The sequence below is a fragment of the Janthinobacterium silvisoli genome (genome assembly GCF_014200725.1).
Taxonomy (GTDB): domain Bacteria; phylum Pseudomonadota; class Gammaproteobacteria; order Burkholderiales; family Burkholderiaceae_D; genus Janthinobacterium.
This window is the reverse complement of sequence record NZ_JACHCL010000001.1, coordinates 1513690-1538271: the sequence shown is the minus strand read 5'-3', so window position 1 is coordinate 1538271 and position 24582 is coordinate 1513690. Positions and strand designations below refer to the sequence as shown.

Sequence of the window (24582 nt, the reverse complement as noted above, 5' to 3'; positions counted from 1 at the left end):
GAGACTGGAATATCATGAATTTTCAACAATTGCGCTCGATACGCGAGGCAGCGCGCCGCGGCTACAACCTGACGGAGGTGGCGAACGCGCTGTTCACGTCGCAGCCTGGCGTGAGCCGGCAGATCCGCGAACTTGAAGACGAGCTGGGCGTCGTCATTTTTGAGCGCAATGGCAAACGCCTGACAGGGCTGACTGAGCCGGGCAAGGGTATCTTGAAGATCGTCGACCGCCTCCTGATCGAAGCGGAAAACCTGCAGCAAGCCAGCCTGGAATACAGCGGCCAGACCAGCGGCACCCTGTCGGTGGCGGCCACCCATACGCAGGCGCGCTATGCGCTCCCAAAAGTGGTGCAGGCTTTCCGCGCCGCCTTTCCCGATGTGCGCATCGCGCTGCAGCAAAGCGCGCCCGAGCATATCGCCGAATGGGTCTTGTCGGGCAAGACGGATATCGGCATCGCCACGGAAGGCTTGAGCCAGTTCCCCGACCTGGTGTCTTTTCCATGCTACCGCTGGAGCCATCTGATCGTGGTGCCGGACGGCCATCCGCTGCTGGACCATTCGCCGATCCGCCTGGAAGACCTGGCCAAATATCCCTTGATCACCTACGACAAGGGTTTCACGGGACGCGGCCATATCGATGACGCGTTTGCCAAGGCCGGCGTGGCCACCGACATCATCCTGACGGCCATGGATTCTGATGTTATCAAGCAATACGTGACCTTGGGACTGGGCGTGGGCATCGTTGCCTCGATGGCTTTCGACCATGGCCGCGACAAGGGCTTGCGGGCGGTGGAAGCGTCGCATTTGTTCGCCACCAATACCACCCGTTTGGCCGTGCGCCGCGGCGCCTACCTGCGCTCGTATGCCTACGAGTTCATATTGCAACTGGCGCCGGACCTGACGCGCGAAGATATCGACCGCGCCATGAGTGGCGAAGAGCCGCTGTAAGTATTTATCACCAGCCCGGCGCCAGCCGGGCTTGCGCATCCATGGGGGCGCTCTCTGGCGTCCACAGCCGCTATGATGGTTGTTCCCTTCCTCACCAAGCAAAGGATCATCATGACAGGCACTATTGCCCATTTGACATTGAACGATGGACAGCACATAACGCAGATCGGCTTTGGCACCTGGCCGCTCGACGACGCCCAGGCCGAGACGGCCGTGCAGACGGCGCTCGCTACGGGCTACCGCCTGATCGATACGGCGGCCCGCTATGGCAATGAAGTGGGCGTGGGGCGCGGCATTGCGGCCAGCGGCGTGCCGCGTGCCGAGGTACAGATCACCAGCAAGCTGCGCGGCAGCGAGCATGGCTACGACAGTACCTTGCGCGCGTTTGACGCCAGCCTGGCCGACCTGGGCACCGATTATCTGGACCTGTACCTGATCCACTGGCCGCTACCCATGCGTGATTTGTATGTGGATACCTGGCGTGCCTTTGTCCGGCTGCGCGAAGAAGGGCGCATCCGTTCGATAGGCGTATCGAACTTCCAGCCCGCGCATATCGAGCGCCTGAAGGCAGAGACCGGCGTGCTGCCGGCCGTCAACCAGGTCGAGCTGCATCCCGACTTCACGCAAGCCGATTTACGGGCTTGGCATGGACAGCAAGGCATCGTGATCGAATCGTGGAGCCCGCTGGGGCGCGGCGCTTTGCTGCAGGATGCCTCGGTGGTGCGCCTGGCGCAAAAACATGGCCGCTCGGCCGCGCAAATCCTGCTGCGCTGGCATGTGCAGCACGGCCTGGTGGCAATCCCGAAATCGCAGGACCCGGAACGCATGCGGCAAAACCTGCAAGTATTTGACTTCAGCCTCGATGCGGATGACCTGGCGGTGCTGGCGCTGCTCGATGGCGAGCATCGCCAGGGCGGTCACCCCGATACGAATGACGAGCGCTAAGGCGATCTGGTCAAACCCATCTGGATGCGCTTACAGCGACAGCGCATTCACCACGGCTTCCGGCATCGAAGGGCGGCCATTGACCAGGCATGTGGCGACAAACGTGGCTTCTGCGTAAGTCACGCCATCGACTTTAATCTCTTGCACGAAATTGACGCGATTGCGTTTTTCACTCTTTTCCAGCTGGCACGTCACTTCCAGGCGATCGCCTTGCTTCAGGCTTTTACGGAAGCGCAGTGCGTATTCGAGCAGCATATAGACTTCGCCCTGCTTGAAGGCCTCTTCCATATCGATGCCCAATGCTTCTTTCATGAACGCATGCCGTGTCCATTCCATATAGAACGGATAATAAAGGCCGTCGACGACACCCTGGAAATCGATATGGCTGGGCTCGACATCATAACTCTTTGAAAACATATGGCTATCCTGATAGGGTGATTGTCCGGGCAATGCTGGCTCTGGAAACGTGAACGGGTCCGCTCTGATTACAGCGTTGAACTCTTTCTGCCACGCATGGTACTGGACCAGATGGGCTAGCGAAATTCTTTGAGTCTTGCAGCTATGTAAGCAATGTAATGAGTTGTAACGCGCCGGGAAGGATGTCACAGCGGAGAACGATTGCCTCTACGTTTTACGTTTGCTGTGTTTGATTTCTAAAAAGAAAGAAAATAGGCAGAAGGTCGAACAGATCAAGCTGTCCATTTGCCGCCACCCTAGAATAAAGATGGTCACCCGGTTCCCGCCAGGCGCTGCATCGTGCAGCGCCAGTTGGCGGGCGCCGCTGCACGATTGATCGTACTGGATCGTATAGGCGCGATCCAGTCATACACACTTTTATACCGGAGGGTGGCAGATGCGGATAGCGGACTTGAAAATTGGTAGCAAGCTTGCGGCCGGATTGGCGCTGGGGCTGGTGTTCATGATTGTGATTTCAGGATTTGCGATTCACAACCTCGGCAAGCTCAATGAGGATACGGACGATCTGGCGACCGACAAGGTGTCCAAGGTGATACAGGCGTATGAAATCATCGGCGGCGTCAATGAGGTAGCACTGGCGATGCGCAACGCCATGCTGGCCACCGATGCCGCTACCCTCAAGCGTGAGCTGGCCTTTATTCAAGAAACGCGGGAGGCTGTCAGCGCGCGCTTGCAGACGCTGGAAAAACTGATTGCCGACGATACCGATGTGAAAAGCAAGGCGCTGTATCAATCGATGATAGCGGCACGCGCCAATTATCAGGTGGTGCAAAGCGGCTTCCTGAAAATATCGTCCGAGCCGGGCCGGCGCGAAGAAGCGCTGGCCTATTTGTTCGACAATGTGCACAAGCAGCAGGTTGCATATCGGCAAACACTGATCGACCTGGTCAAATACCAGGGCGCCGCCGTTGATCTTGCCAATCTGGACGCGAGCGACTCTTATCACCAGACATTGGTGATGACTTTGCTGCTGACGGTGATCGCCGGACTGGCGGTGGCCTTGTTTGTCTGGCGTATCACGCTCAGCATCACCACGCCGATGCGCAATGCCGTCCGGCTGGCACAGGCGGTCGCCGCGGGTGATTTAACCAGCAAGATCGTTTGCAATACGCGCGATGAAACGGGCCAGTTGCTACGCGCGCTGATGCAAATGAATGACAGCCTGGTCCTTACCGTTGGCCAGGTGCGCACCGGTACCGAGACCATCGCCACCGCTTCTGCAGAGATCGCTTCGGGCAACCTGGATTTGTCCAGCCGCACCGAACAGCAGGCGGCTAGCCTGGAAGAAACCGCCTCGTCGATGGAGCAATTGACGTCGGCAGTGCAACAAAACGCCGAGCATGCGCGGCAAGCCAATCAGCTGGTGGCGGCGGCTTCCGATTTTGCGCTGAAGGGCGGCCAGGTGGTCAGCCAGGTGGTCGATACCATGAGTTCGATACGCGAAAGTTCGGGCAAGATCGCCGATATCATCGGCGTGATTGACGGGATCGCTTTCCAGACCAATATCCTGGCCTTGAACGCGGCGGTGGAAGCGGCGCGGGCTGGCGAACAGGGCCGTGGTTTCGCGGTAGTAGCGACCGAAGTGCGCAACCTGGCCCAGCGCTCCGCCACGGCGGCACGGGAAATCAAGCAATTGATCGGCAGTTCAGTCGATACGGTCGAAACGGGCAGCAAGCTGGTCGATGAGGCTGGGCAAACGATGGACGGCATCGTCGGCGCGGTGGGACAGGTGGCTGCCATCATGGGCGAGATCGCCGCCGCCAGCGCCGAGCAAAGCGCCGGCATCGCCCAGGTGAACCAGGCGATCACGCACATGGACGCGGTGACGCAGCAAAACGCGGCGCTGGTCGAACAGGCGGCAGCGGCTACCCAAAGCATGCGCGAGCAGGCTGATTTGCTGGCGCAGGCGGTGCGTGTCTTCAAGCTGGAGCAGGGGCCAGGGCAAGACCGGCCGCCCCCAAAAGCAGCCGCTGCCGTGCGTCCTGGCGCGCAGCGCAAGCTGCTGGCAGTGGGTTAATCGCAAGACATAAAAAAGCCCGGAAACGCGATTTGCGGTCCGGGCTTTTTTTACATTAACAACGCTTACCAGCTATAGCCAGCCTTGGCATAGTAGTAGCGGCCGTTGAAGCCGTTCGGCGCGAAGATGCTGTAAGGCTGGGTGCCGTTGACGTTCAGGTTGCCGGCGCTGGTCACTTGCGCAGGGTAGCGGTTGGTCACGTTGTCGATACCGGCCACCAGGCGCCAGTTCTTGCCCAGTTTGACGGAGCCGGACAGGTCCAGCACCCATTGCGGATCGTAGGTCTGGTCCAGCGCCACATTATTTTGCGGTACCGTGAAGCTGCCGTAGCGCGTCACTACGCCATGCGCGTTCCAGATGCCGAAGCTGTAATCGGTCGCCAGGCTGAACTTATCCTTGGGCGAAGCGACCGTGATGCGGTTGATGGACTGGCGGTCGATCAGCAGCAGGTTATTGGCCGTCAGGACGGCTGGATTAGGGGCGATCCCTTCCACCGTGCTCTTGTTGTGGTTATAGCCAAAGGTAAAGTCCAGGCGGTCTTTATCCTGCAGGTCGATGCGGTAGGTGCTGACGATATCGACGCCTTCCGTACGGGTGTTGGCGGCATTGGTGAAGTAGCGCGCCGCGCCCACCGGCGTGCCTTGCGCCGCCAATTGCTTTTGCAGGTCAGCGTTGAGCGCCAGGTTGGCCGAGAACAGGATGCGGTTGTCGATGTCGATGCGGTAGGCGTCGACCGACGTCGTGAAGTTGCGGTTCGGCTGGAACTGCGCGCCCAGGCTGTAGTTGCGGGCTTTCTCCGGCTTCAGGTCTTGCGCACCGAGTGCGCGTGCCTGTGGCGTATTGACGGCAAAAGTGCCCGTCTCGATCGCCGTATTGGTGCCATTGATCACCTGGAAGTTGGTGGTGGTGATGGTGTAGTACTGCTGCGCCAGCGATGGCGCGCGGAAGCCGCTCGACACCGTGCCGCGCAGCGAGAAAGCATCGGTAAAGGCATAGCGCGCCGAAGCCTTGGCCGAGGTGGTGCTGCCAAAGTCGCTATATTTCTCATGGCGCAAGGCCACGCCGCCGGACAGCTTTTTGGTCACTTCCGCTTCCAGGTTCACGTACAGCGATTCGTTGTGGCGCGAATGGCTGCCTGCATTAGCTGGGCGGAAACCGGAAAAACCTTGTGCGCCGCCAGCCGAACTCTGGGTGCCGGTAATATAAGACGCTTCCTCGCCGGCGCCGATGCTGTATTTTTCACGGCGTGCTTCTGCACCCACGGCCACCGTCAGCGGGCCGGAGAAAGCGGCCACGGGAAATTCGCGTGCCGCATCCAGGTTGAAGACGGTCTGCTCGTTTTTCAGCGAACCGGCATAGAAATGCGTGGGGCTGGCTGCGCCCAGCGACTGGTTGACGGTGTTGTCCAGGTCCAGCTCGAACTTGTTGCTGCCGTAGTTCAGGCTGGCATCCCAGCGCCAGCCGGCCGCTTCACCGCGCAAGCCGGTAACGATGGACTGGTCGGTCAAGGTGCTGTTTTGCAGCGGCAAAAAGCCTTCAGGGAACAGTGGCGTGCGCAGCGTGGTGCCGCTGGTATAGGCCGTGCGCCAGGTGGCGGCAGACGAGGTGTCGCGCTTGCCATAGTTGCCGAAGGCATACCAGTCGACGTTATCGTTGATATGGTATTCGCTGTTCAGGAAGATGGTGGCCGGTTTGCTCTCCGGGTCGCCATAGCGCTGGTTGACCTGGCCATAGCGCGGTTCCAGCGGATTGCGGAAGTCCGGGCCGGCGCGGTTGGTCGGATCGCGGTCGGCCACTTCGGCCGAGATGCGCACCCAGCCGTCGTCACCCAGCTTGAAGCCGCCCGAACCCTTGATGGATTTTTGCTTGCCGTCATGTTCCTGGGTCTGGCCATAGCCCACTTCCACGTCGCCGCCCGCTGCGCCTTTTTTCAGGATGATGTTGATCACGCCGGCGATGGCGTCGGAACCGTATTGGGCCGCAGCGCCATCGCGCAGCACTTCGATATGGTCAATCGCGGCCAGTGGAATGGCGTTCAGGTCGACCGGCGCCGAGCCGCGGCCCAGCGAACCATTGACGTTGACGACGGCTGAGGTGTAGCGGCGTTTGCCGTTCACCAGCACCAGGGTCTGGTCGGGCGACAGGCCGCGCAACTGGGCCGGACGCACGGCGTCGCTGGCGTCGGCGCCGGTCGCGCGGGCAAAGTTCAGCGATGGCAGCAAACGTGCCAGCACGGTGGCCAGTTCACCCGAACCCGTGCTTTGCAGGTCGCGCGAAGTCAGGATGTCGATTGGCGACTCGGAATCGATGGTGCGGCGGTTTTTCGCGAAGGTACCGGTGACGACCACGGACTGCAGTTCGCCTTCGGCTGGCACTTCCTGCTGCGCATGCGCGGGCAGGGCGAAGCAGGCGATCAGGCTGGCGGCGATAACGGTTTTGACGGGAGTGCGATTGACGGTAGGACGGGTGCTGGCAAGACGTGGACTCATCGACTGTATCTCTTCGGTTAGTAAATCAAGTTACGCGAACCATGGCGGTCCGTTGATAACATTAGGTTATCAGTTGAGGGCGTAGCATGCTTACGAATGGTTCCATCTATCGTTATGCGATAAACGGATAATGCGTAGGCGAAGTGCGCGTGTACCGCATATGGCCTTGTTTCAAGCATACGACTGCGCATGGCAAAGCTGCAATGCTGCGATGCGGTAAATTGCTTGCTGTTGTATAAATACGACTGTGGAGGTAAGACTTGGTAGCTGGCTGCGGAGGGTGGGGTCAGACCCGCCGGTTCTGACCCCAGTATTTATTGACCCGGATTGGTAATGCTGGCGTGGATGGCATCGACGGCCGCCACCAGTTCCGGCGACAGTGTGATGTCGTAGGCGTCGATATTGTGCTGCAGTTGCTCCAGGCTGGTGGCGCCGATAATGGTCGAGGCCACGAACCAGCGTGTATAGCACCAGGCCAGCGCCAGTTGCGTGGGCGTCAAGCCGTGAGCGCGGGCCAGTTCGGCGTACTGCCGCGCCGCTTCGATGGTTGCCGGGCGGATGTAGCGGGGGCTCCAGCCGGGCGGGAAAATGGTCAGGCGTCCGCGCGCTTGCGGGTCGTCGATATATTTCGCCGTCAATTGGCCGAACGCCAGCGGGCTGTAGGCCAGCAAGCCCACCTTGTCGCGGTGGCAGGTTTCGTCGAGCAGGCTGGTTTCGAAATGGCGCGCCGTCAGGTTGTACAGGTTCTGGATCGACACGATGCGCGGCAAGCCTTTCATCTCGGCCTGCTTGATATATTCCGACACGCCCCACGACGATTCATTCGATACGCCGATATGGCCGATCTTGCCTTCGTCGATCAGCTTGCCCAGCACTGCCAGCGTGTCTTCGATGGCGACGGCCTCGCGTTCCTGCTGTGGATCGTAGCTATTGTTGCCGAAGATGGGCAGGTTACGGCTGGGCCAATGCAACTGGTACAGGTCGATATGGTCTGTCTGCAAACGGCGCAGGCTGTCTTCGACGGCAGTGCGGATATTGAGCGCGTCATGGTTGCTCTTGCCATCGCGTATCCAGTGCATGCGCGAGTTCGGCCCGGCGATCTTGCTGGCCAATACCACCTGATCGCGCTTGCCGCTTTGCCTGAGCCAGCTGCCGATATAGCGCTCGGTGCTGCCTTGCGTGGCCGCGCTGGCCATCACCGGATACATTTCCGCCGTATCGATGAAATTGACGCCGCGCTCCAGTGCGTAATCGAGCTGGCTGTGCGCTTCGGCTTCGCTATTCTGTTCGCCGAAGGTCATCGTGCCCAGGCATATTTTGCTCACTTCCAGGCTGCTGGAGCCAAGTTTGATTTTCTGCATATGTGTTCCTTATTTTGCCTGCTTGCCGCGCAGGGCGCGCGCGCAATCGCCGATCAGGGCCGGGCCGGCGTAAATCAGGCCGCTATACAGCTGCACCAGCTGGGCGCCTGCCTCGAACTTGGCTGCGGCATCGCTGCCCTGCATGATGCCGCCCACGCCGATGATGGGCAAACTGTTTCCCAGTTCCGCCTTCAGCAAACGGATCACGGCATTCGACAGTTCAAACACGGGTGCGCCCGACAAGCCGCCCGCTTCCGCGCCGTGCTGCAAACCTTCCACGGCGCTGCGCGACAAGGTGGTGTTGGTGGCGATCACGCCATCGATACCGTGGCGCGTGAGCGAGTCGGCAATGCTTTTTACTTGTTCTCCATCCATGTCCGGCGCGATTTTCAGGGCCAGCGGCACGTAGCGCTTGTGCTTGTCGGCCAGGCGCGCCTGCGCCTGTTTCAATTGCGAGAGCAGCGAGTCGAGTTCGGACGCGCCTTGCAGCTGGCGCAGATTTTTGGTGTTCGGCGACGAGATATTGACCGTCACATAGCTGGCGTAAGGGTAGACTTTTTCCAGGCACAGCAGATAATCGTCGGCCGCTTTTTCAATCGGCGTATCGGCGTTCTTGCCGATATTCAGACCCAGCACGCCGGCGCGGTTCTGGTAAAACTTCGAGGCCTGCACATTGGCCACAAAAGCGTCCACGCCGCCATTGTTAAAACCCATGCGGTTGATGATGCCCTGTGCCTCTGGCAGGCGGAACATGCGCGGCTTCGGATTGCCCGCTTGTCCACGCGGCGTGACGGTGCCCACTTCGATCGAACCGAAACCCAGGTCGGCCAGCGCATCGATATAAGCGCCATCCTTGTCCAGGCCGGCGGCCAGGCCCACGGGATTGGGGAAGGTAATGCCCATCACCGTGCGCGGGTCGGCCGCCGGTTTGCTGGCCAGCCTGGTCAGGCCCAGCGCGGCGGCGCGTTTCAACGCGGGCAGGGTGAAATGGTGGGCCGCTTCGGCATCCATGGAAAACAGCAGCGGGCGGGCGAGGGAATAGAGGAATTTTTCAGACATGGGGCGCTTTTAGAGTGGTGCGCAGGCCGCCTGGCGGAACGGGCGGCGCGCGGTGTAATTCCCGGTATTTTACCGTGTTAAACAGGCACTTCCCTGTATAGTTGTCGTTTCCTTCATGCAATTTGAGGGAAATACAGCGTTTGTCGTTTCCGTGGTTTTCCCAACTAGAAAGCGAGACATAGCTTGAAAAAGAAGCGTTTACTTATCGCCATCGCCGCTGCCAGTACCTTGCTGCTCAGCCATCCGGCTTTGGCCTTGCCCCTGTCCTTACCTAATACCAGCGACACCCGCATGCTCAGCGAGCCGGCCGTCTCCAGCCGCCATATCGCCTTCATTTATGCGGGCGACCTGTGGCTGTCCAATCTCGATGGCGGCGGCGCGCAGCGCCTGACCTCGGACCTGGGCGAAAAATCGAATCCCGTGTTTTCACCCGATGGCAGCCTGATCGCCTATAGCGCCAATATCGATGGCAATGTCGATGTCTACGTGATTCCAGCAGCCGGTGGCGTGCCGCGCCGCCTCACTTATCACCCGGGCGCCGACCTGGTGCAGTCCTTCACGCCCGATGGCAAGTCGGTGATGTTCACCTCGCCCCGTGCAGCCTTCAATAACCGCTTCCAGAAGCTGTTCACGGTGCCCGTCACCGGTGGCGTGGAAACCCAGCTGGACATTCCCAACGCGTCGCGCGCCACCTATTCGCCCGACGGCAAACACATCGCCTACAATCCGCTGGCGCCTGCCTTCAAGCAGTGGAAACGTTATCGCGGCGGCACCAATTCCTGGTTATGGCTATTCTCGTCAAGCGACAAGTCGGTCGTAAAAATCCCGCAGCCGGCCACGCGCTCGAATGATGTCGACCCGATGTGGCAAGGTGACACCGTGTACTTTCGTTCCGACCGCAATGGTGAATTCAATCTGTTCGCCTACGACGTAAAAACCAAGGCGGTGCGCCAGCTGACCCAGCACATGGATTTCCCCGTGCTGAACGCCTCGGCCGCCAACGGCAAGATCATCTACGAGCAGGCCGGTTATCTGCATTCGTTTGATATCGCCAGCGGCCAGTCGCACAAGCTGACGATCGGCGTGGCCAGCGACCTGGGTCTGACGCGTCCGCGCTGGGTGAAGGGCGCCAAATATATCCGCGACGCGTCGATCTCGCCTTCGGGCGCCAGGGTCGCGTTTGAATTCCGTGGCGAGATCGTCACCATCCCTGCCGACAAGGGCGATGTACGCAACCTGACGCAGACGGTGGCGGCAAATGAGCGCACGCCGATCTGGTCGCCCGATGGGCGTTCGGTGGCGTATTTCTCGGACGAGTCAGGCGAGTATGAACTGCATGTGCGGGCCCAGGATGGCAAGGGCGCCGTGCGCAAGTTCAAGCTCAATGGCAGCGGCTTCTATGACAATGCCGTCTGGTCGCCCGACAGCAAGAAGATCGCGTTTGCCGACAATGGCTGGAGCATGTATGTGATCGATATAGCCACTGGCAAGGTACAGAAGATCGCCACCGAACCGATGTATGGCGTCGACAAGAGCATGCGCGCCTCGTGGGCGCCCGATTCGCGCTGGCTGGCTTATACCCTCAATTCGCCCACCTACACGCGCAGCGCTTATATCTATTCGCTCGAGCAGAATAAATCGATGCCGGTGACCGATGGCTTGTCCGACGTGGCCGAACCCGTGTTCGACAAGAGCGGCAAATACCTGTACTTTTTTGCCTCGACCAATGCAGGCCCCAGCAATAACTGGTTCTCCTTGCAAAACGCCGATAACCTTGTCACGCGCACCGTGTGGATGGCCGTGCTGCGGCGCGACTTGCCGTCGCCCTTGATCAAGGAAAGCGACGAGGAAAAAGCCGCCAGCGCCGAGCCGAAGAAGGACGCGGCGAAAGCGGACACGGAAGCGAAAAACGAACCGAAGATCGATCCGAAAACGGGCCGCGACGATCCGAAAGTCACGGTAGCGCCGGTGGCGCCGATCAGCATCGATTTCGATGGCATCGCCACGCGCATCGTCGACTTGCCGATGCCGGCCGCGCAGTTCTCCAGCCTGGAAGCAGGCGCCGCGGGGCAGATATTCTTCATGCGCGAAAACGATGGCAAGAAGGCTGTCCAGCGCTTCGACCTGAAAGAGCGCAAGGCCGAAACCGTGGTGGCCGAAGCGGACAACTTTGAAGTGTCGGCCGATGGCAAGAAGCTGTTGTACCGCCAGAAGGAAAACTGGGCCATGGGGTCAAGCACCGGCAAGCTGCTGGCGCCCGGCGAAGGCAAGATCAAGGTGGATGCGATCGAAGTCAAGGTTGATCCGCGCGCCGAATGGACGCAGATTTTCAACGAAGTATGGCGCATCAACCGTGATTATTTCTATGATCCGGGCATGCATGGCGTGGACTGGAAAGCCATGCGCGACAAGTACGCGGCCTTTTTGCCCGAGCTGTCCAGCCGCGCTGACTTGAACCGCCTGATACAGTGGATGTGCAGCGAACTGGCGGTCGGCCATCACCGCGGTGGCGGTGGCGATGATTTCATCGACACCAAAAAAGTGCCGGGTGGCTTGCTGGGCGCCGACTATGAAGTCAGCGAAGGCCACTACCGCTTCAAGAAAGTATATGGCGGCTTGAACTGGAACCCAAGCTTGCGCGCGCCGCTGACGGAGCCGGGCCTGAACGTCAAGGCCGGCGAATACCTGCTGGCGGTCGACAGCCGTCCCTTGACGCCGCCGACCAATCTGTACAGCGCCTTTGAAAACACGGCTGGCAAGGCGATTGACATCACGGTCGGTCCCAGCGCCGACGGCAAGGGCGCGCGCACCATCACCGTGGTGCCCGTGCCGGCCGAGGATGCCTTGCGCAACCGCGACTGGATCGAAGGCAATATGCGCAAGGTGAATGCGGCCACGGGCGGTAAGGTGGCCTATGTGTATGTGCCTAATACAGCAGGTTTGGGCCACACCTACTTCAAACGCTATTTCTTCCCGCAGGCGGACAAGCAGGCCGTTATCGTCGACGAGCGCTTCAACGGCGGCGGCAGCGTGGCCGATTACTATATCGAGATCCTGCAGAAGAAGGAAATCGCCTGGTGGGCCATGCGTTATGGCGCCGACATGAAGACGCCGTCGGCCTCGATCCAGGGCCCGCGCGCGATGCTGATCGACGAGACGGCAGGCTCGGGCGGCGACCTGCTGCCATGGATGTTCCGTCAAAATAAAATGGGCCCGCTGATTGGCAAGGCGACCTGGGGCGGCCTGGTCGGCATCCTGGGCTTCCCTGTGCTGATGGATGGCGGTTCGATCACGGCGCCGAACCTGGCCTTCTGGACCCGCGATGGCGGCTGGGGCGTTGAAAACGAAGGCGTGCCGCCCGATATCGAAGTCGAGCAAACGCCGGCCGACGTGATTGCCGGCCGCGATCCGCAGCTGGAAAAAGCGATTGAGGTGATCCAGGCAGAACTGGCGAAGAATCCGCCGGTGCGGCCGGTGCGGCCGGTCTATCCGGACAAGAGCAAATAAGCAGCAAGTGAAAAAGGGGCGCAAGCCCCTTTTTTTACAGCACCACCCACTGCCCCTTGATACGCGCTTCCAGCGGCTTGAAATTGATTTTATAGGCCATCTTCGGGCTTTGCTCTATCCAGTAGCCCAGGTAGATATACGGCAGGCCCAGTTCCTGCGCCTGGGCGATTTGCCACAGCACGTTGTAGGTGCCGTAGGAGGCGCCGGCTACGTCCGGATCGAAGAAGGTGTAGACGGACGACAGGCCATCGGCCAGCACGTCGATGATGCTGACCATGCGCAGCGTACCATCGGGCTCGCGAAACTCCACCAGGCGCGTGTTGACCCGGCTTTGCAGCAGGAATTGCGCATACTGGTCGCGGCTGTCCTGGTCCATGCCGCCGCCTGCGTGGCGCGTGCTCTGGTAGCGCAGATACAGTTCGTAGTGCTCGTCGAGGAAGGACAAGGTGGTCACGCCCGCCTGCAGGCTGGCATGCCGCTGCCAGGCGCGGCGCTGGTTGCGGTTGGGCGTGAAGTCGGCATTGACCACGCGCACGGGGATGCAGGCCTGGCAGCCGTCGCAATACGGGCGATAGGTGAAAATGCCGCTGCGGCGAAAGCCGTTGCGCACCAGTTCCGAGTACACATCGCTGTTGATCAGGTGCGAGGGCGTGGCCACCTGCGAGCGCGCCTGGCGGTCGTCCAGGTAGCTGCAGGGGTAGGGCGCCGTCGTATAGAACTGCAGGGTGGCAAACGGTAATTCGTTCAGGTGCGTCATGTAGCTCCCATATGAAGCATCGATGTTTGGTACAACGATAGCATAGCTACGTTGGTCTTGCTGCGTGCCAGTCGGTGATTTGCGCTTCTTCAATCGCGCCCCGTACGTGCGCCAGGAAGCGCGCGCGCGAAATCGGCGCCGCGCCCAGCGAGGCCAGATGCCGCGTCTCTTGCTGGCAGTCGATCATGGCCACGCCACGGGCCTTTAAAAATTCCACCAGGTGGGCCAACGCGATCTTCGAGCCATCCGTGACCCTGGCGAACATCGATTCGCCATAAAACATGCGGCCGATCGACACGCCATAGGCGCCGCCCACCAGTTCACCGTCCAGCCACAGTTCCGACGAATGCGCGTAACCCTGCCGGTGCAAGCCCGAGTAGCCGGCGATGATGTCGTCGGAAATCCAGGTGCCCGGGCCCTCCTTGCGTGGCGCTGCGCAGGCGCGCATCACGGCCTCGAAGTCTCCATCGAAACGCAGTTGCCAGCGTCCGTCGGTGGCGGCGCTGCGCTCGACCTTGCGGATGGTCTTGCGCAGGCTGTCGGAGACTTTAAAATTTTCCGTCATCAGCACCATGCGCGGATCGGTGCTCCACCACAGTATCGGCTGGCCTTCGGAAAACCAGGGGAAGATGCCGTGCCGGTAAGCGTCGAGCAGGCGCGCGGGCGACAGGTCGGCACCGGCCGCCAGCAAGCCAGGCGCTTCACCGGTCAGTGCGCGCGACACATCGGGAAACGGCGTATGGGTATCGAGCCAGGGTATCATTGCGCCCGCTTCACTCTGCGTGGTGCGCCATGGGCCGGTTGATGTCGCCCGTGTGGAAACCATAGCTGCCCCCTTCGCGGATTTTGGCGCGGTCGGCAAAGAACAGTTCCAGGGTGGCGCGGATAGTGGGGAAGGCCAGCTCGTCCCACGGGATCTGCGCTTCGGTAAACAGCTGCACCTCCAGGCTTTCGATGCCGGGCGCGAAATCTAGGTCGCGCAGGCGCGCCAGGTAAAACAGATGCACCTGGTGCACGCGCTGCACGTTCAGCAGTGAAAACAAGGGGCCGAGTTCGATATTGGCGCCCGCTTCTTCCACCGTTTCGCGCTGCGCCGCGTCGGACGTGGTCTCATCGTTTTCCATGAAGCCGGCAGGCAAGGTCCAGTAGCCATAGCGCGGCTCGATGGCGCGCTTGCACAGCAGCACCTGCAACTGGCCATCGTGCTCCCACACGGGAATCGAGCCGACCACCATTTTCGGGTTCTGGTAATGGATAGCGCCGCAATTGGCGCACACATAGCGCAGCCGGTTGTCGCCCTCCGGAATGGCAAGGCTGACAGGGTGGGCACATTCGGAACAGAATTTCATGGGCAGGCTAGTCGTAAGGATGGCATTGGGCAAGGCGCTAGTGTAACGCTTACTGTACACCGATTGCGCACACGGTGGCGTGATGCGCAGAGGCAATTGTCGGCAGGGTCTGCTCCAGATCATCAGTTAAGATCATCAATTAGATTGGTCTATTGCAACCGATTTTAAGATAGCGATTGCCTAATTCACTAGTTTGCACCTATAATAGCGGCATACAGACGCGGGGTGGAGCAGTCTGGCAGCTCGTCGGGCTCATAACCCGAAGGTCACAGGTTCAAATCCTGTCCCCGCAACCAGAATTCGAAAGCCGCTGATACTTGCAAAAGATCAGCGGCTTTTTCTATTACCTAGCAGTTCTTGCAAGCTTATTGCTGCCTTCTTTTACGGCAGAGTCACAATAATCCCCCTAATCACACTTAGCCATTACATGATGTAAGAAACTAGGCTATAATTCGTCTGCGGGGTGGAGCAGTCTGGCAGCTCGTCGGGCTCATAACCCGAAGGTCACAGGTTCAAATCCTGTCCCCGCAACCAATTCGAAACCGCTGATTTCTCGCAAGAGGATCAGCGGTTTTTTCGTTCTGCGCCGTTTATTCTTCCAGCTGCCGCGCATACACCACCAGCCGCAAGTGGCGGTCCGCGTCGATGGTCAGCGAGGTGTGCTCGAATGTTACGGCTGCGCCGTCGAGCGACAATTGGCGCAGGCCGCTGCAGGGGGCGTGCACTTCGTGCTGGCGCCACCAGCGCTTGAATTCGGGCGAGACTTTTTCCAGTTCTTCCACTAGCGCGTGGATATCTGCTTCCTGCGTGGCGCGGGCGTAGTCGCGGCGAAAACTCGACAGCATGCGGGGCGCCTGTTCTTCCCAGTCCGCGTAACGCTCGCGCAGCTGCGTGTCCGTAAATAACAGCCATAGCAGGTTGCGCCGCTGCGGCGCATGCTGGCCAAAGCCGAACAGGGTATCGGCGGCTTCATTGAAAACCAGCACGTCCCAGCGCAGGTTCAGGACATAGGCGGCGTGCGGCGCCAGGTCGTGCATCAGCCGGCGCACCAGCGGCGGCACCAGACAAAAGGTCTTGCCTGTTTCGGCCGGTGGGCGCGCATGGGCCAGCAGGAACAGGTGGCGGCGCTCGCCTGCATCGAGCCGCAGCACGCGGGATAGATTATCGAGAAAGGCGCTGGAGACGCCGATATCGCGTCCTTGTTCCAGCCAGGTGTACCAGGTGAGGCCGACCCCGGCCAGGGCCGCCACTTCTTCGCGCCGCAAGCCGGGCGTGCGGCGCCGCCCGCCGCTGGGCAAACCGACTTCTTCGGGCGACAGGCGGGCGCGCCGCGATTGCAGATAGGCGGCCAGTTCGTGGCGCGTGCGTTCCAGGGTGCGCATCAGTCTTATCCTGTTGCTATCAGTAATAGCATAAAGTGTTAAATTGTAATGGTGTAGATTGTATTCCAAAATGCGGGCTTTCCTTTCCGAAAGCTGTCATGTCCCACTCTTCTCCTGGCTACGCCCAGCCAGCCACGGCTGCTTCCCGTTTGCCCGCCGCCGTCTACCTGATCGCCCTGGGCGCGTTTGCGCTGGGCATGGCCTCGTATGTGACGGCTGGCTTGCTGCCGCTGATCGCCCCCGCATTCCAGGTGTCGGTGGCGGGTGCGGCGCAGCTGGTCACTGCCTTTACCCTGGCGTATGGACTCGGTTCGCCCGTGCTGGTGGCCGTGCTGCCGGCGCGGCGCCAGCGTTTGGGCTTGCTCGGTGCGCTGGCGTTGTTTACCGTCGCCAATGGCGCCAGCGCCGTGGCTGGCGATTTCAGCTCGCTGCTGGTGTGGCGCGCGGTGGCCGGCATCGGCGCCGGGGTTTATCTGGCCACGGGTATCGCTGCGGCGGCTGCCGTGTGCGGGGCCGGGCAGCAGGGCAAGAGTATCGCCGTCATCATGGGCGGCATGGCCAGCGGTACTGTATTGGGCGTGCCCTTGAGCCTGTTGCTGGCGGAACGGCTGGGCTGGTCCGCTGCACTGTGGCTGGTCGCCGCCCTGGGCCTGGCGACCTTGATCGGCCTGGCCAGCCGCTTGCCCGCCTTGCCGGCGGCGCAAGAGGTGTCGCTGCGCCGCAAGCTGGCCTTGCTGCGTGATGGGCAGGTGCTGGTCATCTTGCTGGTATCCTTGTTGGCGGCGATTGCCAGTCTGGGCATGTACACCTTTCTCGCACCGCTGCTGGCAGGGCGTCCCGTCGCGCCTTTCCTGTGGGCCTGGGGCATAGGCGGCGTGCTGGGCAGTTTCCTGGTGGGGCCGCTGGCCGATAAAATCCGTGGACCTGTGCTGACCCTGGTCATATTACTTTTGCTGTCGCTGGCGCTGCTGGTCTTGCCGCTGGCTGCGTACTGGGGCGCCTGGTGGGCCGTGCTGCCCATTCTGCTGTGGGGAGCAGTGGGCTGGGCCTTGCAAGTGCCGCAAAACCAGCAATTGCTGCAGGCGCGCAGCGCGCAGGGCGATGGCAACCTGGCCGTCGCCCTCAATGAATCGGCGCTATACCTGGGTAGCGCCATCGCGGCCGCTGCCGGTGGTCTGCTGTTGTTGCTGGACTGGCCAGCCTGGAGCCTGGCCGTGGGCGCTGCCGTAGTGGCGGCCCTGGCGGCCTTGCTGCAGCTGACGCGCAAGCTTGATTAGTTGAGGGGCGGCCCACATACTGCGCTCTTTACATCGAGAGCCAGCCTATGCCGCCCATCACAGATCCGCCAGGATTGCCCGACATCCTCGGCCCCGGCTTGCAAGTCGTCTTTTGCGGCTTAAATCCGGGCGTCGATGCGGCCGTGGCCGGCCATCATTTTCTCGGGCGCGGCAACCGCTTTTGGCCGGTGCTGCACCTGGCAGGCTTTACGCCGCATCAGCTGCTGCCGCAAGACGATCATACGGTCCTCGATTTTGGCCTGGGCTTGACGGCGGCCGTGGGGCGCCCGACCACGCGGGCCGATCAGGTGGCGAAGGACGAGTTTGCGCAAGCGGCGGCGGGTTTGCTGCAGAAACTGGCGCAGTACCAGCCGCAATGGATCGCCTTTTTGGGCAAGGCCGCCTATGCCGCGATGACGGGCAGGCGCCAGCTGGAATGGGGCGAGCAGCCTGAACGCTTTGGCGGCGCGCGCGTGTGGATCTTGCCCAATCCCAGTGGGCTCAATCGTGGCTACAGCAAGGAGCAGCTGGTGGACGCCTATGCGGAACTGAGGCGCGCACTCAGCTAACGTACATTCAGCTGACGTGCACGCAGGCGCGGCGTGGCGAAGTCGAGAAAGGCGCGCAATTTCAAGGGCAGCGGCGCTTGCCCCTTGTGCATCAGGCTGACGGGCAGGGGTTCCGATTCGAAGTCTTCCAGTACGACCTGCAGCGTGCCGTCGCGCAGGCCATCCATCACCTGATACGACAGCACGCGTATCAGCCCCACGCCCAGGGTGGCGGCGGCAATCGCTGCATCGACCGTATTGACGGACAGCCGTGAATGCACGGGCACCGACAGCGGCGACCTGGCAGTACCGAAAACCCAGGCGCGCCGCGATTCCAGCACCTCAAAGCTGATGCAGTCGTGTTTGGCCAAATCGGCTGGCGTGGCCGGTGTTCCATGCTGTTCCAGATAGGCGGGGCTGGCGCAAATCACGCGCCGCACTGCGCCTACGCCGGTCGCCATGAAACTGCTGTCTGGCAGCTCGCCGATGCGCACCGCCACGTCGACAGGTTCATCCATCAAATGCATGACCCTATCCGTCAATATCAGATTGATCTCGATTTCCGGATACTGCGCAAGAAACTCCGCTACCACGGGCACGATGTGCAGCCGTCCGAAAACGACGGAGGCCGTCACCGTCAGTTCGCCCTTGGGCGTGGCATATTCGCCGGTCGCCGTGCGCTCCACTTCACCGATGTCTTCGAGGATGCGCCGGCAGGCGGCCACATAGGAACTGCCCGCTTCTGTCAGCACCAGCTTGCGTGTGGTCCGGTGCAGCAGCCGCGTTTTCAAATGTGTTTCCAGCGCCGCTACCTTGCGGCTGACGGTGGCCAGCGGCAGGTCGAGCTGGCGGGCCGCCGCCGACAGGCTGCCCGCATCGATCACCGCCAGCAAGATGGTCATGGCTTCCAGCCTGTCCATGTATTTTCTCTCAAATTATGGAAGAATGATTCCCAATCTTATGGGATTCTCTTTATGGGTGCAAGTACGTAAGCTGGTCTCTCTTCGCTGCGGCATGCTGCCGCCGTGTGAAACCAGTCACCCTGAAAGGAGAGCGCCATGCGCGCCGTTCCCGTTACTCCCCTTGCGTCGCAGAATGCGCCGTCCGCACCGCGCGGCAAGATCCTGATGATGGCCATCATCGCCGGCGCCGTGATCACGAATATTTATTGCACCCAGCCCATTTTGCCCTTGATACAGTCTGGCCTCGGTGTGGACCTGGCGGCCGTCGACCTGGTCGCTGGCGCGGCCTTGCTGGGTTTTGCCACGGGCCTGGCCTTGCTCTTGCCGCTGGGCGACCGCTACGACCGGCGCAAGCTGGTACTGGGCCAGATCGCGTTGGCGTGCGTGTTTGCGCTGGCCGCTTGCATGGCGCCCGGTATCTGGGCGCTGATCGCCGCCTCGTTTGGCCTCGGCATCGTCAGTTGCGTGCCGCAGCAGCTGGTGCCATTCGCGGCCCTGATGTCGCCACCCAGTGAGCGCGGGCGATCCGTGGGCACGGTGGTCAGCGGCATCATGGTGGGCATTTTATTGGGCCGCACGGTGGCTGGCGTGGTGGGCGAGGCTTATGGCTGGCGGGCCGTGTACGGCATGGAAGCGGCCTTCATGATCCCCGTCTGGATCGCGGCGGCCGCCTTGTTGCCCAAGGGAAAACCGACCACGACGCTGTCCTATGGCCGCCTGCTGGCATCGTTGTGGCCGTTGGCCCGCGACCACAAGCCGCTGCGTGAATCAATGATGGTGCAATCCTTGCTGTGGGCTTGCTTCAATGCCTTCTGGGTCAACCTGGCCGCCTTGCTGGCCAATAGCGCCTGGCATCTGGGCAGCGCCTGGGCGGGCGGTTTCGGCATCATCGGCGCAGCCGGCGCACTGGCCGCCACACTGGGTGGCAGGGCGGCCGACAAGCGCGGATCGCGCAAGGTCATCGGCGCCAGTATCGGCATCGTGACATTGTCCTATCTGCTGCTGGCCGGCGCCGAGTCTTCGCTGATCCTGCTCATTATTGGCGTGATCGTGCTCGATATTGGCGTGCAATCGGGCCTGGTCTCAAACCAGACCCGCGCGTTTGCCGTCGATCCGGCTGCGCAGGGCCGCATCAACAGCCTGTATATGACGGCCACGTTTATCGGCGGCGCCGTGGGCGTGGCGGTCAGCGGCTGGCTGATGGCGCGCTACGGCTGGACCGGTGTGGCTGTCTTTGGCGTAGTATTGGGCTTGTTGGCTGGTCTGATTCACTGCACGAATGCGCCTGTGATCATGAACAATGGGGAGCGCACATGAACACGCGATTGAACCTGAAGCAGAATCTCGATAATTTCGAAGATTATTATGCGATGCTGGACGATTCGCACCATGGCCTCGATGAACGCCAGGGCAAGATATTGAACGCCGAGCTGTTATTGCTGCTGGCTAACCATATCGGTGACCTGGCCGTCCTGCGGCAGGCATTTGCGCTGGCGCGTGTCAACGTTGAAAGAACGTCCTCAGGCTGATGCGTGCAGGCTGGCCCACAGGTGAGCGGCCAGCATGGTGCGGTGGGGGCGGTACTGGCGCAGCCATTGCTCGGTGCGCGCCATGTCCGGCTTGCTCTCCTCGCCCAGCAGTTTTTGCAGGGCGGCGCGAATGGCCACGTCGCCATGTAGCGAACAGTCGGCATAACCATAACCGCGCAAGAGGGCATAATTGACGGTCCACGGGCCGATGCCCTTCACGGCCAGCAGCGCCTGCGAGATGGCTTCCACCTCGCCTGACGCAGGCAGTTCCAGCGATAGCTGGCCGCCATCGACCAGTTGCGCCAGGCGCAGCACGGTTTCGGCCTTGGCGCGCGAGAATTTGCGGCTGGTCAGATCGTCGATATTCAGCTGCGCCACATCGGCCGCCTCGGGGTAGCACCACAAGCCGCTGCTGTGGCGTCGTCCACCTTGCTCGATAAAGGTGCGGCGCAGGGAGATGGCGAACGACAGATTGATTTGCTGGCCGATGATGGCCCAGGTCAGCGCCTCGAACGGGCTGGCCGATTGCACAATGCGCAGGCCAGGGCTGCGCAGCACCAAAGGCGCCAGCAAGACGTCGCTCGCTGCCAGTTGCGCAAACGGTGCCGGGTCGATGCGCAAGCCCAGGATATTGAGCAGGGCGCCGTGTAGCTGGCCGCGCATGCCGGCCGTTTCATCGCCATCGATCCCGGCGCGGCAGATTGCCTGCGTATCCGAAAATTCCACGTCGAGCAGCACGGCCAAGCCACCGTGCACGATACCCTTGCGCAGTCCCGTTGCTGTGATCTGTTCGGCCACCGCTTGCGTATCGCGGGCGTGGAAGGCAAGTACATCGTCGCGGCGGTAGCCGGCGGGCAGGTCTATGGTCCAGTGCAGCAGGGGCATGGTGAGAAAAAATCAGCAAAGGTAGCAGGGCCAGCGATGCTGGCGCATCTCGTTTCTTGTTATTTGCTTGCTGGCGCTGCAAGATATTATCGTTATACTGGCCATTCCACCAGCTGCGGAGGTCCCATGTCCCACGAACCAAACACACAAACCGATGGCATCCCCAAATTTGGCAAGCTGCTGATCGTCCTGTTTCTGGCCGTGGTATTTTGCGGCGCCCTGACCTGGATCATGGGCACCTATTTCCCCGATTTCCCCAGGTTTTAAGGCTTCAAGGGTTTCTTCGCCGCCTGCTTGGCTTTAACGTCGGCCACGGCCTTGTTGATGGCGGCCAGGCGTGCGCTGGTGGCCGGGTGCAGGGCCGTGTAGCCGTTGGCGACGCTGGCCGGCGTTTGCGTGGACAGGCGCTGCCAGAAGCTGGCGGCGTTGTCGATGTTGTAGCCGGCGCGCGCCAGCAAATAGATGGCCAGGGTGTCGGCCTGAGCATCGAGGTCGGGCGGCATGGCCTTGATGCCGGCGGCGCCCGTCAGCATCGAGGTGTCGGGCTGCACCGCGCCCAGGCTGTCGATGATGCTGCCAGCCGTGCCGGCCGAGCGCTGCGTGCGCGCATGGTCGAGAATATTGTGGGCCATTTCGCGGGCGATCACGAAGCCGATGTTTTCATCATTCTGTGCCGCGGCCATCATGCCGCGCGTGAGCAGGATGCGCGAGCCGTCCGAATACGCATTGACGTTGTCGGCATTGCCCAGGGCGACCCGGAAGGCGCAGGCGCGCGTGACGGGGATGGCCAGCTGCTGCTGTTCGCCCTGGCGGGCGATGGTCATGTTCAGGCTGGCGCTTTTCGATGCCAGCGGCCCGACGATGGCGCCGAATGGGCCTTCCGCTTTCGGGCCGGTAGGCAGCGGCTTGCCTTCGGCCGCGATCAGGGCGTCGCCCTTGCGCAAACCGGCGCGGGCCGCGCCACTGCCGGGCAGCACGCCAGACACTTGCATCTGTTCGCCATAACCGAGCGCCGCTTGCGCCGCGTCGGCATACACGCCCGGATACGAGTATTTATTCTGGGCCGTGAAGCCCAGCAGGTTGCGCGCGTAGGTCTTGCACAGGTCTGCGTTATTGATCAGCAGGGGCGCCGAGACTTTCGACAGGCGGTCTTGCAAGGCCACCATCTTCACCAGCTCCTGTTGCGCCGCCTTTTGCTCCGCCGTGTACGCTGGCGCATCGGGCGCCGGCACCACGTTGAACGGGCCACTGACTTGTGGTGCAGGCGTGCTGCAACCGGTCAGGATGGCCGCACCGGCCAGCAAAAGGGAAGGAGCCAATCGGCGCAGCAGGGTTGGGGCTGAAGTCAGATGGCGTGAAGCTGGCATAGAAAATCCTTAGTGTTTGCCGGTGCTGCCGAATCCGCCAACACCGCGTTCGCTGTCGCCGAATTCTTCGACGACGTTAAAGCCCACTTGCAGCACCGGCACGATAATCAGCTGCGCCAGGCGTTCCATGGGATTGAGCGTAAAAGCGCTCTGGCCCCGGTTCCAGGTCGAGATCATCAGCTGGCCCTGGTAATCGGAGTCGATCAAGCCTACCAGATTCCCCAGCACGATGCCGTTCTTGTGACCCATGCCGCTGCGCGGCAAGATCATGGCGGCGTAGGCCGGGTCGCCGATATGGATCGCCAGGCCGGTAGGAATCAGCACCGTCTGGCCAGCTTCGATGGTCAGCGGCGCATCGATGCAGGCGCGCAGGTCCAGCCCGGCGCTGCCTGGCGTGGCGTAGGCCGGCAACTGGTCTTTCATGCGGGCGTCGAGGATCTTGATGTCGATATTTTTCATTGATGTAAAGCGGATAAGAGTTATTTGAACAGCGTTATTTGAGTAGCGAGATCCTGGCGATGCGCTTGGAGATTTCCGAAATCAGCTGGCGCGCCAGTTCCAGTTTCGAGGCGCGTGGCAGTACCGTGTGGCCATCTTCATCGAACAGGATGATAGTGTTGTCGTCCTGGCCAAAGGTGTTCTGGCCGATATTGCCGACCAACAGGGGGATGCCTTTTTTCTCGCGCTTGGTCGAACCGAATTCGACCAGATTTTCCGATTCGGCCGCAAAGCCCACGCAATACGGATAACCGGACAGGTTGGTGCGCGCCGCCACGGTGGCCAGGATGTCGGGGTTTTGCGCGAACTTCAGTTCCGGCACCGAGCCGTCAGCCTGCTTTTTCATTTTCTGCTCGCTGGCATTGAGCACGCGCCAGTCCGCCACGGCGGCCACGGCGATAAATACATGCTGGCCATCGACGTGGGACAGCACGGCGTCGTGCATCTGCTGCGCGCTTTGCACATCGATGCGGCGCACGCCGAATGGCGCTTCCAAAGCCGTAGGGCCGGAAATGAGCAGCACTTCGGCGCCCGCTTCGCGCGCCGCACGGGCCACCGCATACCCCATCTTGCCCGACGACAGATTGGTAATGCCGCGCACCGGGTCGATGGCTTCAAAGGTCGGGCCGGCCGTGACCAGCACGCGCTTGCCCGCCAGCAGTTTAGGCTGGAAGGCGGCGATCAGCTCGGCTAGCAGCTGCTCCGGTTCCAGCATGCGGCCCAGGCCCACTTCGCCGCACGCCTGTTCGCCGGCGGCCGGGCCAAACAGCTGTATGCCGTCGTCGCGCAGTTGCTGCACATTGCGCTGCGTGGCCGGGTTTTGCCACATTTCCACGTTCATGGCGGGCGCTACCAGTAGCGGCAGATGGGCAGGGCGGGCCAGGCACAGGGTCGACAGCAAGTCGTCGCACACGCCATGGGCCAGCTTGCGCATGAAGTCGGCCGAACATGGCGCGATCAGGATCGCGTCCGCATGGCGGGTCAGGTCGATGTGCGCCATATTGTTGTCGATGCGGGCATCCCACTGGCTGGTGTGTACGGGGTGGCCGGACAGCGCCTGCATCGTTACGGCCGTGATGAAGTGGCTGGCCGCATCGGTCATCACCACTTGCACCGAAGCGCCGGCGCGGGTCAGCGCGCGGCACAGTTCCGCTGCCTTGTAGCAGGCGACGCCGCCCGAGAGTCCGAGGACGATTTTTTTGCCGGACAGTTCCATGCCGTTCTCC

Annotated in this window: 22 protein-coding genes and 2 tRNA genes; 11 read left to right on the top strand and 13 right to left on the bottom strand. The window is 61.4% G+C overall.

The genetic code is table 11. The features are described 5' to 3' along the window. Positions 1-14: 14 nt before the first annotated feature. Together HDE75_RS06945 and HDE75_RS06940 are read left to right on the top strand one after the other, a co-directional pair. Entirely contained in the window at positions 15-947 is a 933-nt protein-coding gene (locus tag HDE75_RS06945; protein WP_183675597.1) for a CysB family HTH-type transcriptional regulator, read from the top strand. Positions 948-1058: 111 nt separating this feature from the next. Then, the gene (locus HDE75_RS06940; protein WP_183675598.1) at positions 1059-1892 is read left to right on the top strand and encodes an aldo/keto reductase; all 834 of its coding nucleotides are present in this window, start codon (positions 1059-1061) and stop codon (positions 1890-1892) included. Positions 1893-1922: 30 nt separating this feature from the next. Here the strand turns inward: HDE75_RS06940 and HDE75_RS06935 are convergent, their stop codons facing one another. After that, entirely contained in the window at positions 1923-2309 is a 387-nt protein-coding gene (locus tag HDE75_RS06935; RefSeq protein WP_183675599.1) for an acyl-CoA thioesterase, read from the bottom strand. 451 nt (positions 2310-2760) lie between these two features. Between HDE75_RS06935 and HDE75_RS26930 the strand changes: the two genes are divergently transcribed. Then, positions 2761-4386, top strand: a complete 1626-nt coding sequence (locus tag HDE75_RS26930) for a methyl-accepting chemotaxis protein (protein ID WP_311735076.1) — start codon at positions 2761-2763, stop codon at positions 4384-4386. A 65-nt stretch (positions 4387-4451) separates the two neighbouring features. Here HDE75_RS26930 and HDE75_RS06925 read toward each other — a convergent pair whose 3' ends face one another. The 3 genes from HDE75_RS06925 to HDE75_RS06915 form a co-directional block, all read right to left on the bottom strand. Then, positions 4452-6875 (bottom strand): TonB-dependent receptor plug domain-containing protein, encoded by a 2424-nt coding sequence (locus tag HDE75_RS06925; RefSeq protein ID WP_183675601.1) that lies wholly within the window; start codon positions 6873-6875, stop codon positions 4452-4454. A 314-nt stretch (positions 6876-7189) separates the two neighbouring features. Then, positions 7190-8236 carry an aldo/keto reductase gene (locus HDE75_RS06920; protein ID WP_183675602.1) on the bottom strand — a complete coding sequence of 349 codons (1047 nt, stop codon included), beginning with the start codon at positions 8234-8236 and terminating at the stop codon, positions 7190-7192. Between the two features lie 9 nt (positions 8237-8245). Then, complete coding sequence (locus tag HDE75_RS06915) at positions 8246-9295, bottom strand: quinone-dependent dihydroorotate dehydrogenase (RefSeq protein WP_183675603.1); 1050 nt, start codon at positions 9293-9295, stop codon at positions 8246-8248. A 183-nt stretch (positions 9296-9478) separates the two neighbouring features. Here HDE75_RS06915 and HDE75_RS06910 point away from each other — a divergent pair, with 183 nt between their 5' ends. Beyond that, the gene (locus HDE75_RS06910; RefSeq protein WP_183675604.1) at positions 9479-12802 is read left to right on the top strand and encodes a S41 family peptidase; all 3324 of its coding nucleotides are present in this window, start codon (positions 9479-9481) and stop codon (positions 12800-12802) included. Between the two features lie 34 nt (positions 12803-12836). Here HDE75_RS06910 and HDE75_RS06905 read toward each other — a convergent pair whose 3' ends face one another. From HDE75_RS06905 to HDE75_RS06895, 3 genes are read right to left on the bottom strand one after another with little or no spacing between them, the layout of a single operon-like run. Further along, positions 12837-13559, bottom strand: a complete 723-nt coding sequence (locus HDE75_RS06905) for an arginyltransferase (protein ID WP_183675605.1) — start codon at positions 13557-13559, stop codon at positions 12837-12839. A gap of 46 nt (positions 13560-13605) precedes the next feature. Further along, complete coding sequence (aat, locus tag HDE75_RS06900; protein ID WP_183676608.1) at positions 13606-14322, bottom strand: leucyl/phenylalanyl-tRNA--protein transferase; 717 nt, start codon at positions 14320-14322, stop codon at positions 13606-13608. Between the two features lie 10 nt (positions 14323-14332). Further along, complete coding sequence (locus tag HDE75_RS06895) at positions 14333-14908, bottom strand: NUDIX hydrolase (RefSeq protein WP_183675606.1); 576 nt, start codon at positions 14906-14908, stop codon at positions 14333-14335. Positions 14909-15127: 219 nt separating this feature from the next. Between HDE75_RS06895 and HDE75_RS06890 the strand changes: the two genes are divergently transcribed. Then, positions 15128-15204, top strand: a tRNA-Met gene (locus tag HDE75_RS06890). 161 nt (positions 15205-15365) lie between these two features. After that, a tRNA-Met gene (locus tag HDE75_RS06885) sits at positions 15366-15442 on the top strand. Positions 15443-15498: 56 nt separating this feature from the next. On the opposite strand, the gene HDE75_RS06880 is transcribed toward HDE75_RS06885, so the two are convergent. After that, the gene (locus HDE75_RS06880; RefSeq protein WP_183675607.1) at positions 15499-16290 is read right to left on the bottom strand and encodes a helix-turn-helix transcriptional regulator; all 792 of its coding nucleotides are present in this window, start codon (positions 16288-16290) and stop codon (positions 15499-15501) included. Between the two features lie 98 nt (positions 16291-16388). Between HDE75_RS06880 and HDE75_RS06875 the strand changes: the two genes are divergently transcribed. Together HDE75_RS06875 and mug are read left to right on the top strand one after the other, a co-directional pair. Next, on the top strand, positions 16389-17567 hold the full coding sequence (locus HDE75_RS06875; protein ID WP_183675608.1) for an MFS transporter: 1179 nt from the start codon (positions 16389-16391) through the stop codon (positions 17565-17567). A 47-nt stretch (positions 17568-17614) separates the two neighbouring features. Continuing rightward, a complete protein-coding gene (mug, locus tag HDE75_RS06870) occupies positions 17615-18136 on the top strand; it encodes a G/U mismatch-specific DNA glycosylase (RefSeq protein ID WP_183675609.1) in 522 nt (173 codons plus the stop codon). Here mug and HDE75_RS06865 read toward each other — a convergent pair. Further along, on the bottom strand, positions 18133-19035 hold the full coding sequence (locus HDE75_RS06865) for a LysR family transcriptional regulator (RefSeq protein ID WP_183675610.1): 903 nt from the start codon (positions 19033-19035) through the stop codon (positions 18133-18135). The two genes, mug and HDE75_RS06865, sit on opposite strands and share 4 nt — an antisense overlap. Before the next feature lie 138 nt (positions 19036-19173). Between HDE75_RS06865 and HDE75_RS06860 the strand changes: the two genes are divergently transcribed. After that, positions 19174-20394 (top strand): MFS transporter, encoded by a 1221-nt coding sequence (locus HDE75_RS06860; RefSeq protein WP_183675611.1) that lies wholly within the window; start codon positions 19174-19176, stop codon positions 20392-20394. Further along, positions 20391-20606, top strand: coding sequence for a DUF2783 domain-containing protein (locus HDE75_RS06855; protein ID WP_183675612.1), 216 nt, complete (start codon positions 20391-20393; stop codon positions 20604-20606). The genes HDE75_RS06860 and HDE75_RS06855 overlap by 4 nt, the downstream gene beginning before the upstream one ends. Here HDE75_RS06855 and HDE75_RS06850 read toward each other — a convergent pair. Next, positions 20598-21491, bottom strand: a complete 894-nt coding sequence (locus HDE75_RS06850; protein ID WP_183675613.1) for a DNA-3-methyladenine glycosylase 2 — start codon at positions 21489-21491, stop codon at positions 20598-20600. The two genes, HDE75_RS06855 and HDE75_RS06850, sit on opposite strands and share 9 nt — an antisense overlap. 126 nt (positions 21492-21617) lie before the next feature. On the opposite strand from HDE75_RS06850, the gene HDE75_RS06845 reads away from it, so the two are divergent. Then, positions 21618-21758 carry a hypothetical protein gene (locus HDE75_RS06845; protein WP_183675614.1) on the top strand — a complete coding sequence of 47 codons (141 nt, stop codon included), beginning with the start codon at positions 21618-21620 and terminating at the stop codon, positions 21756-21758. Here the strand turns inward: HDE75_RS06845 and HDE75_RS06840 are convergent. Genes HDE75_RS06840 through coaBC form a run of 3 tightly spaced genes read right to left on the bottom strand, consistent with a single transcriptional unit; the run spans position 21755 to position 24572 of the window. Next, complete coding sequence (locus HDE75_RS06840) at positions 21755-22858, bottom strand: M48 family metallopeptidase (RefSeq protein ID WP_183675615.1); 1104 nt, start codon at positions 22856-22858, stop codon at positions 21755-21757. The genes HDE75_RS06845 and HDE75_RS06840 overlap by 4 nt on opposite strands. A 9-nt stretch (positions 22859-22867) precedes the next feature. Next, a complete protein-coding gene (gene dut, locus HDE75_RS06835; RefSeq protein WP_183675616.1) occupies positions 22868-23317 on the bottom strand; it encodes a dUTP diphosphatase in 450 nt (149 codons plus the stop codon). A gap of 34 nt (positions 23318-23351) precedes the next feature. After that, positions 23352-24572, bottom strand: coding sequence for a bifunctional phosphopantothenoylcysteine decarboxylase/phosphopantothenate--cysteine ligase CoaBC (coaBC, locus tag HDE75_RS06830; RefSeq protein ID WP_183675617.1), 1221 nt, complete (start codon positions 24570-24572; stop codon positions 23352-23354). Positions 24573-24582: the final 10 nt, after the last annotated feature.

Coding starts and splice junctions, on each gene's coding strand:
- HDE75_RS06945 (WP_183675597.1), top strand. CDS start 15: ATGAATTTTCAACAATTGCGCTCGATACGCGAGGCAGCGCGCCGCGGC.
- HDE75_RS06940 (WP_183675598.1), top strand. CDS start 1,059: ATGACAGGCACTATTGCCCATTTGACATTGAACGATGGACAGCACATA.
- HDE75_RS06935 (WP_183675599.1), bottom strand. CDS start 2,309: ATGTTTTCAAAGAGTTATGATGTCGAGCCCAGCCATATCGATTTCCAG.
- HDE75_RS06925 (WP_183675601.1), bottom strand. CDS start 6,875: ATGAGTCCACGTCTTGCCAGCACCCGTCCTACCGTCAATCGCACTCCC.
- HDE75_RS06920 (WP_183675602.1), bottom strand. CDS start 8,236: ATGCAGAAAATCAAACTTGGCTCCAGCAGCCTGGAAGTGAGCAAAATA.
- HDE75_RS06915 (WP_183675603.1), bottom strand. CDS start 9,295: ATGTCTGAAAAATTCCTCTATTCCCTCGCCCGCCCGCTGCTGTTTTCC.
- HDE75_RS06905 (WP_183675605.1), bottom strand. CDS start 13,559: ATGACGCACCTGAACGAATTACCGTTTGCCACCCTGCAGTTCTATACG.
- aat (WP_183676608.1), bottom strand. CDS start 14,322: ATGATACCCTGGCTCGATACCCATACGCCGTTTCCCGATGTGTCGCGC.
- HDE75_RS06895 (WP_183675606.1), bottom strand. CDS start 14,908: ATGAAATTCTGTTCCGAATGTGCCCACCCTGTCAGCCTTGCCATTCCG.
- HDE75_RS06880 (WP_183675607.1), bottom strand. CDS start 16,290: ATGCGCACCCTGGAACGCACGCGCCACGAACTGGCCGCCTATCTGCAA.
- HDE75_RS06875 (WP_183675608.1), top strand. CDS start 16,389: ATGTCCCACTCTTCTCCTGGCTACGCCCAGCCAGCCACGGCTGCTTCC.
- mug (WP_183675609.1), top strand. CDS start 17,615: ATGCCGCCCATCACAGATCCGCCAGGATTGCCCGACATCCTCGGCCCC.
- HDE75_RS06865 (WP_183675610.1), bottom strand. CDS start 19,035: ATGGACAGGCTGGAAGCCATGACCATCTTGCTGGCGGTGATCGATGCG.
- HDE75_RS06860 (WP_183675611.1), top strand. CDS start 19,174: ATGCGCGCCGTTCCCGTTACTCCCCTTGCGTCGCAGAATGCGCCGTCC.
- HDE75_RS06855 (WP_183675612.1), top strand. CDS start 20,391: ATGAACACGCGATTGAACCTGAAGCAGAATCTCGATAATTTCGAAGAT.
- HDE75_RS06850 (WP_183675613.1), bottom strand. CDS start 21,491: ATGCCCCTGCTGCACTGGACCATAGACCTGCCCGCCGGCTACCGCCGC.
- HDE75_RS06845 (WP_183675614.1), top strand. CDS start 21,618: ATGTCCCACGAACCAAACACACAAACCGATGGCATCCCCAAATTTGGC.
- HDE75_RS06840 (WP_183675615.1), bottom strand. CDS start 22,858: ATGCCAGCTTCACGCCATCTGACTTCAGCCCCAACCCTGCTGCGCCGA.
- dut (WP_183675616.1), bottom strand. CDS start 23,317: ATGAAAAATATCGACATCAAGATCCTCGACGCCCGCATGAAAGACCAG.
- coaBC (WP_183675617.1), bottom strand. CDS start 24,572: ATGGAACTGTCCGGCAAAAAAATCGTCCTCGGACTCTCGGGCGGCGTC.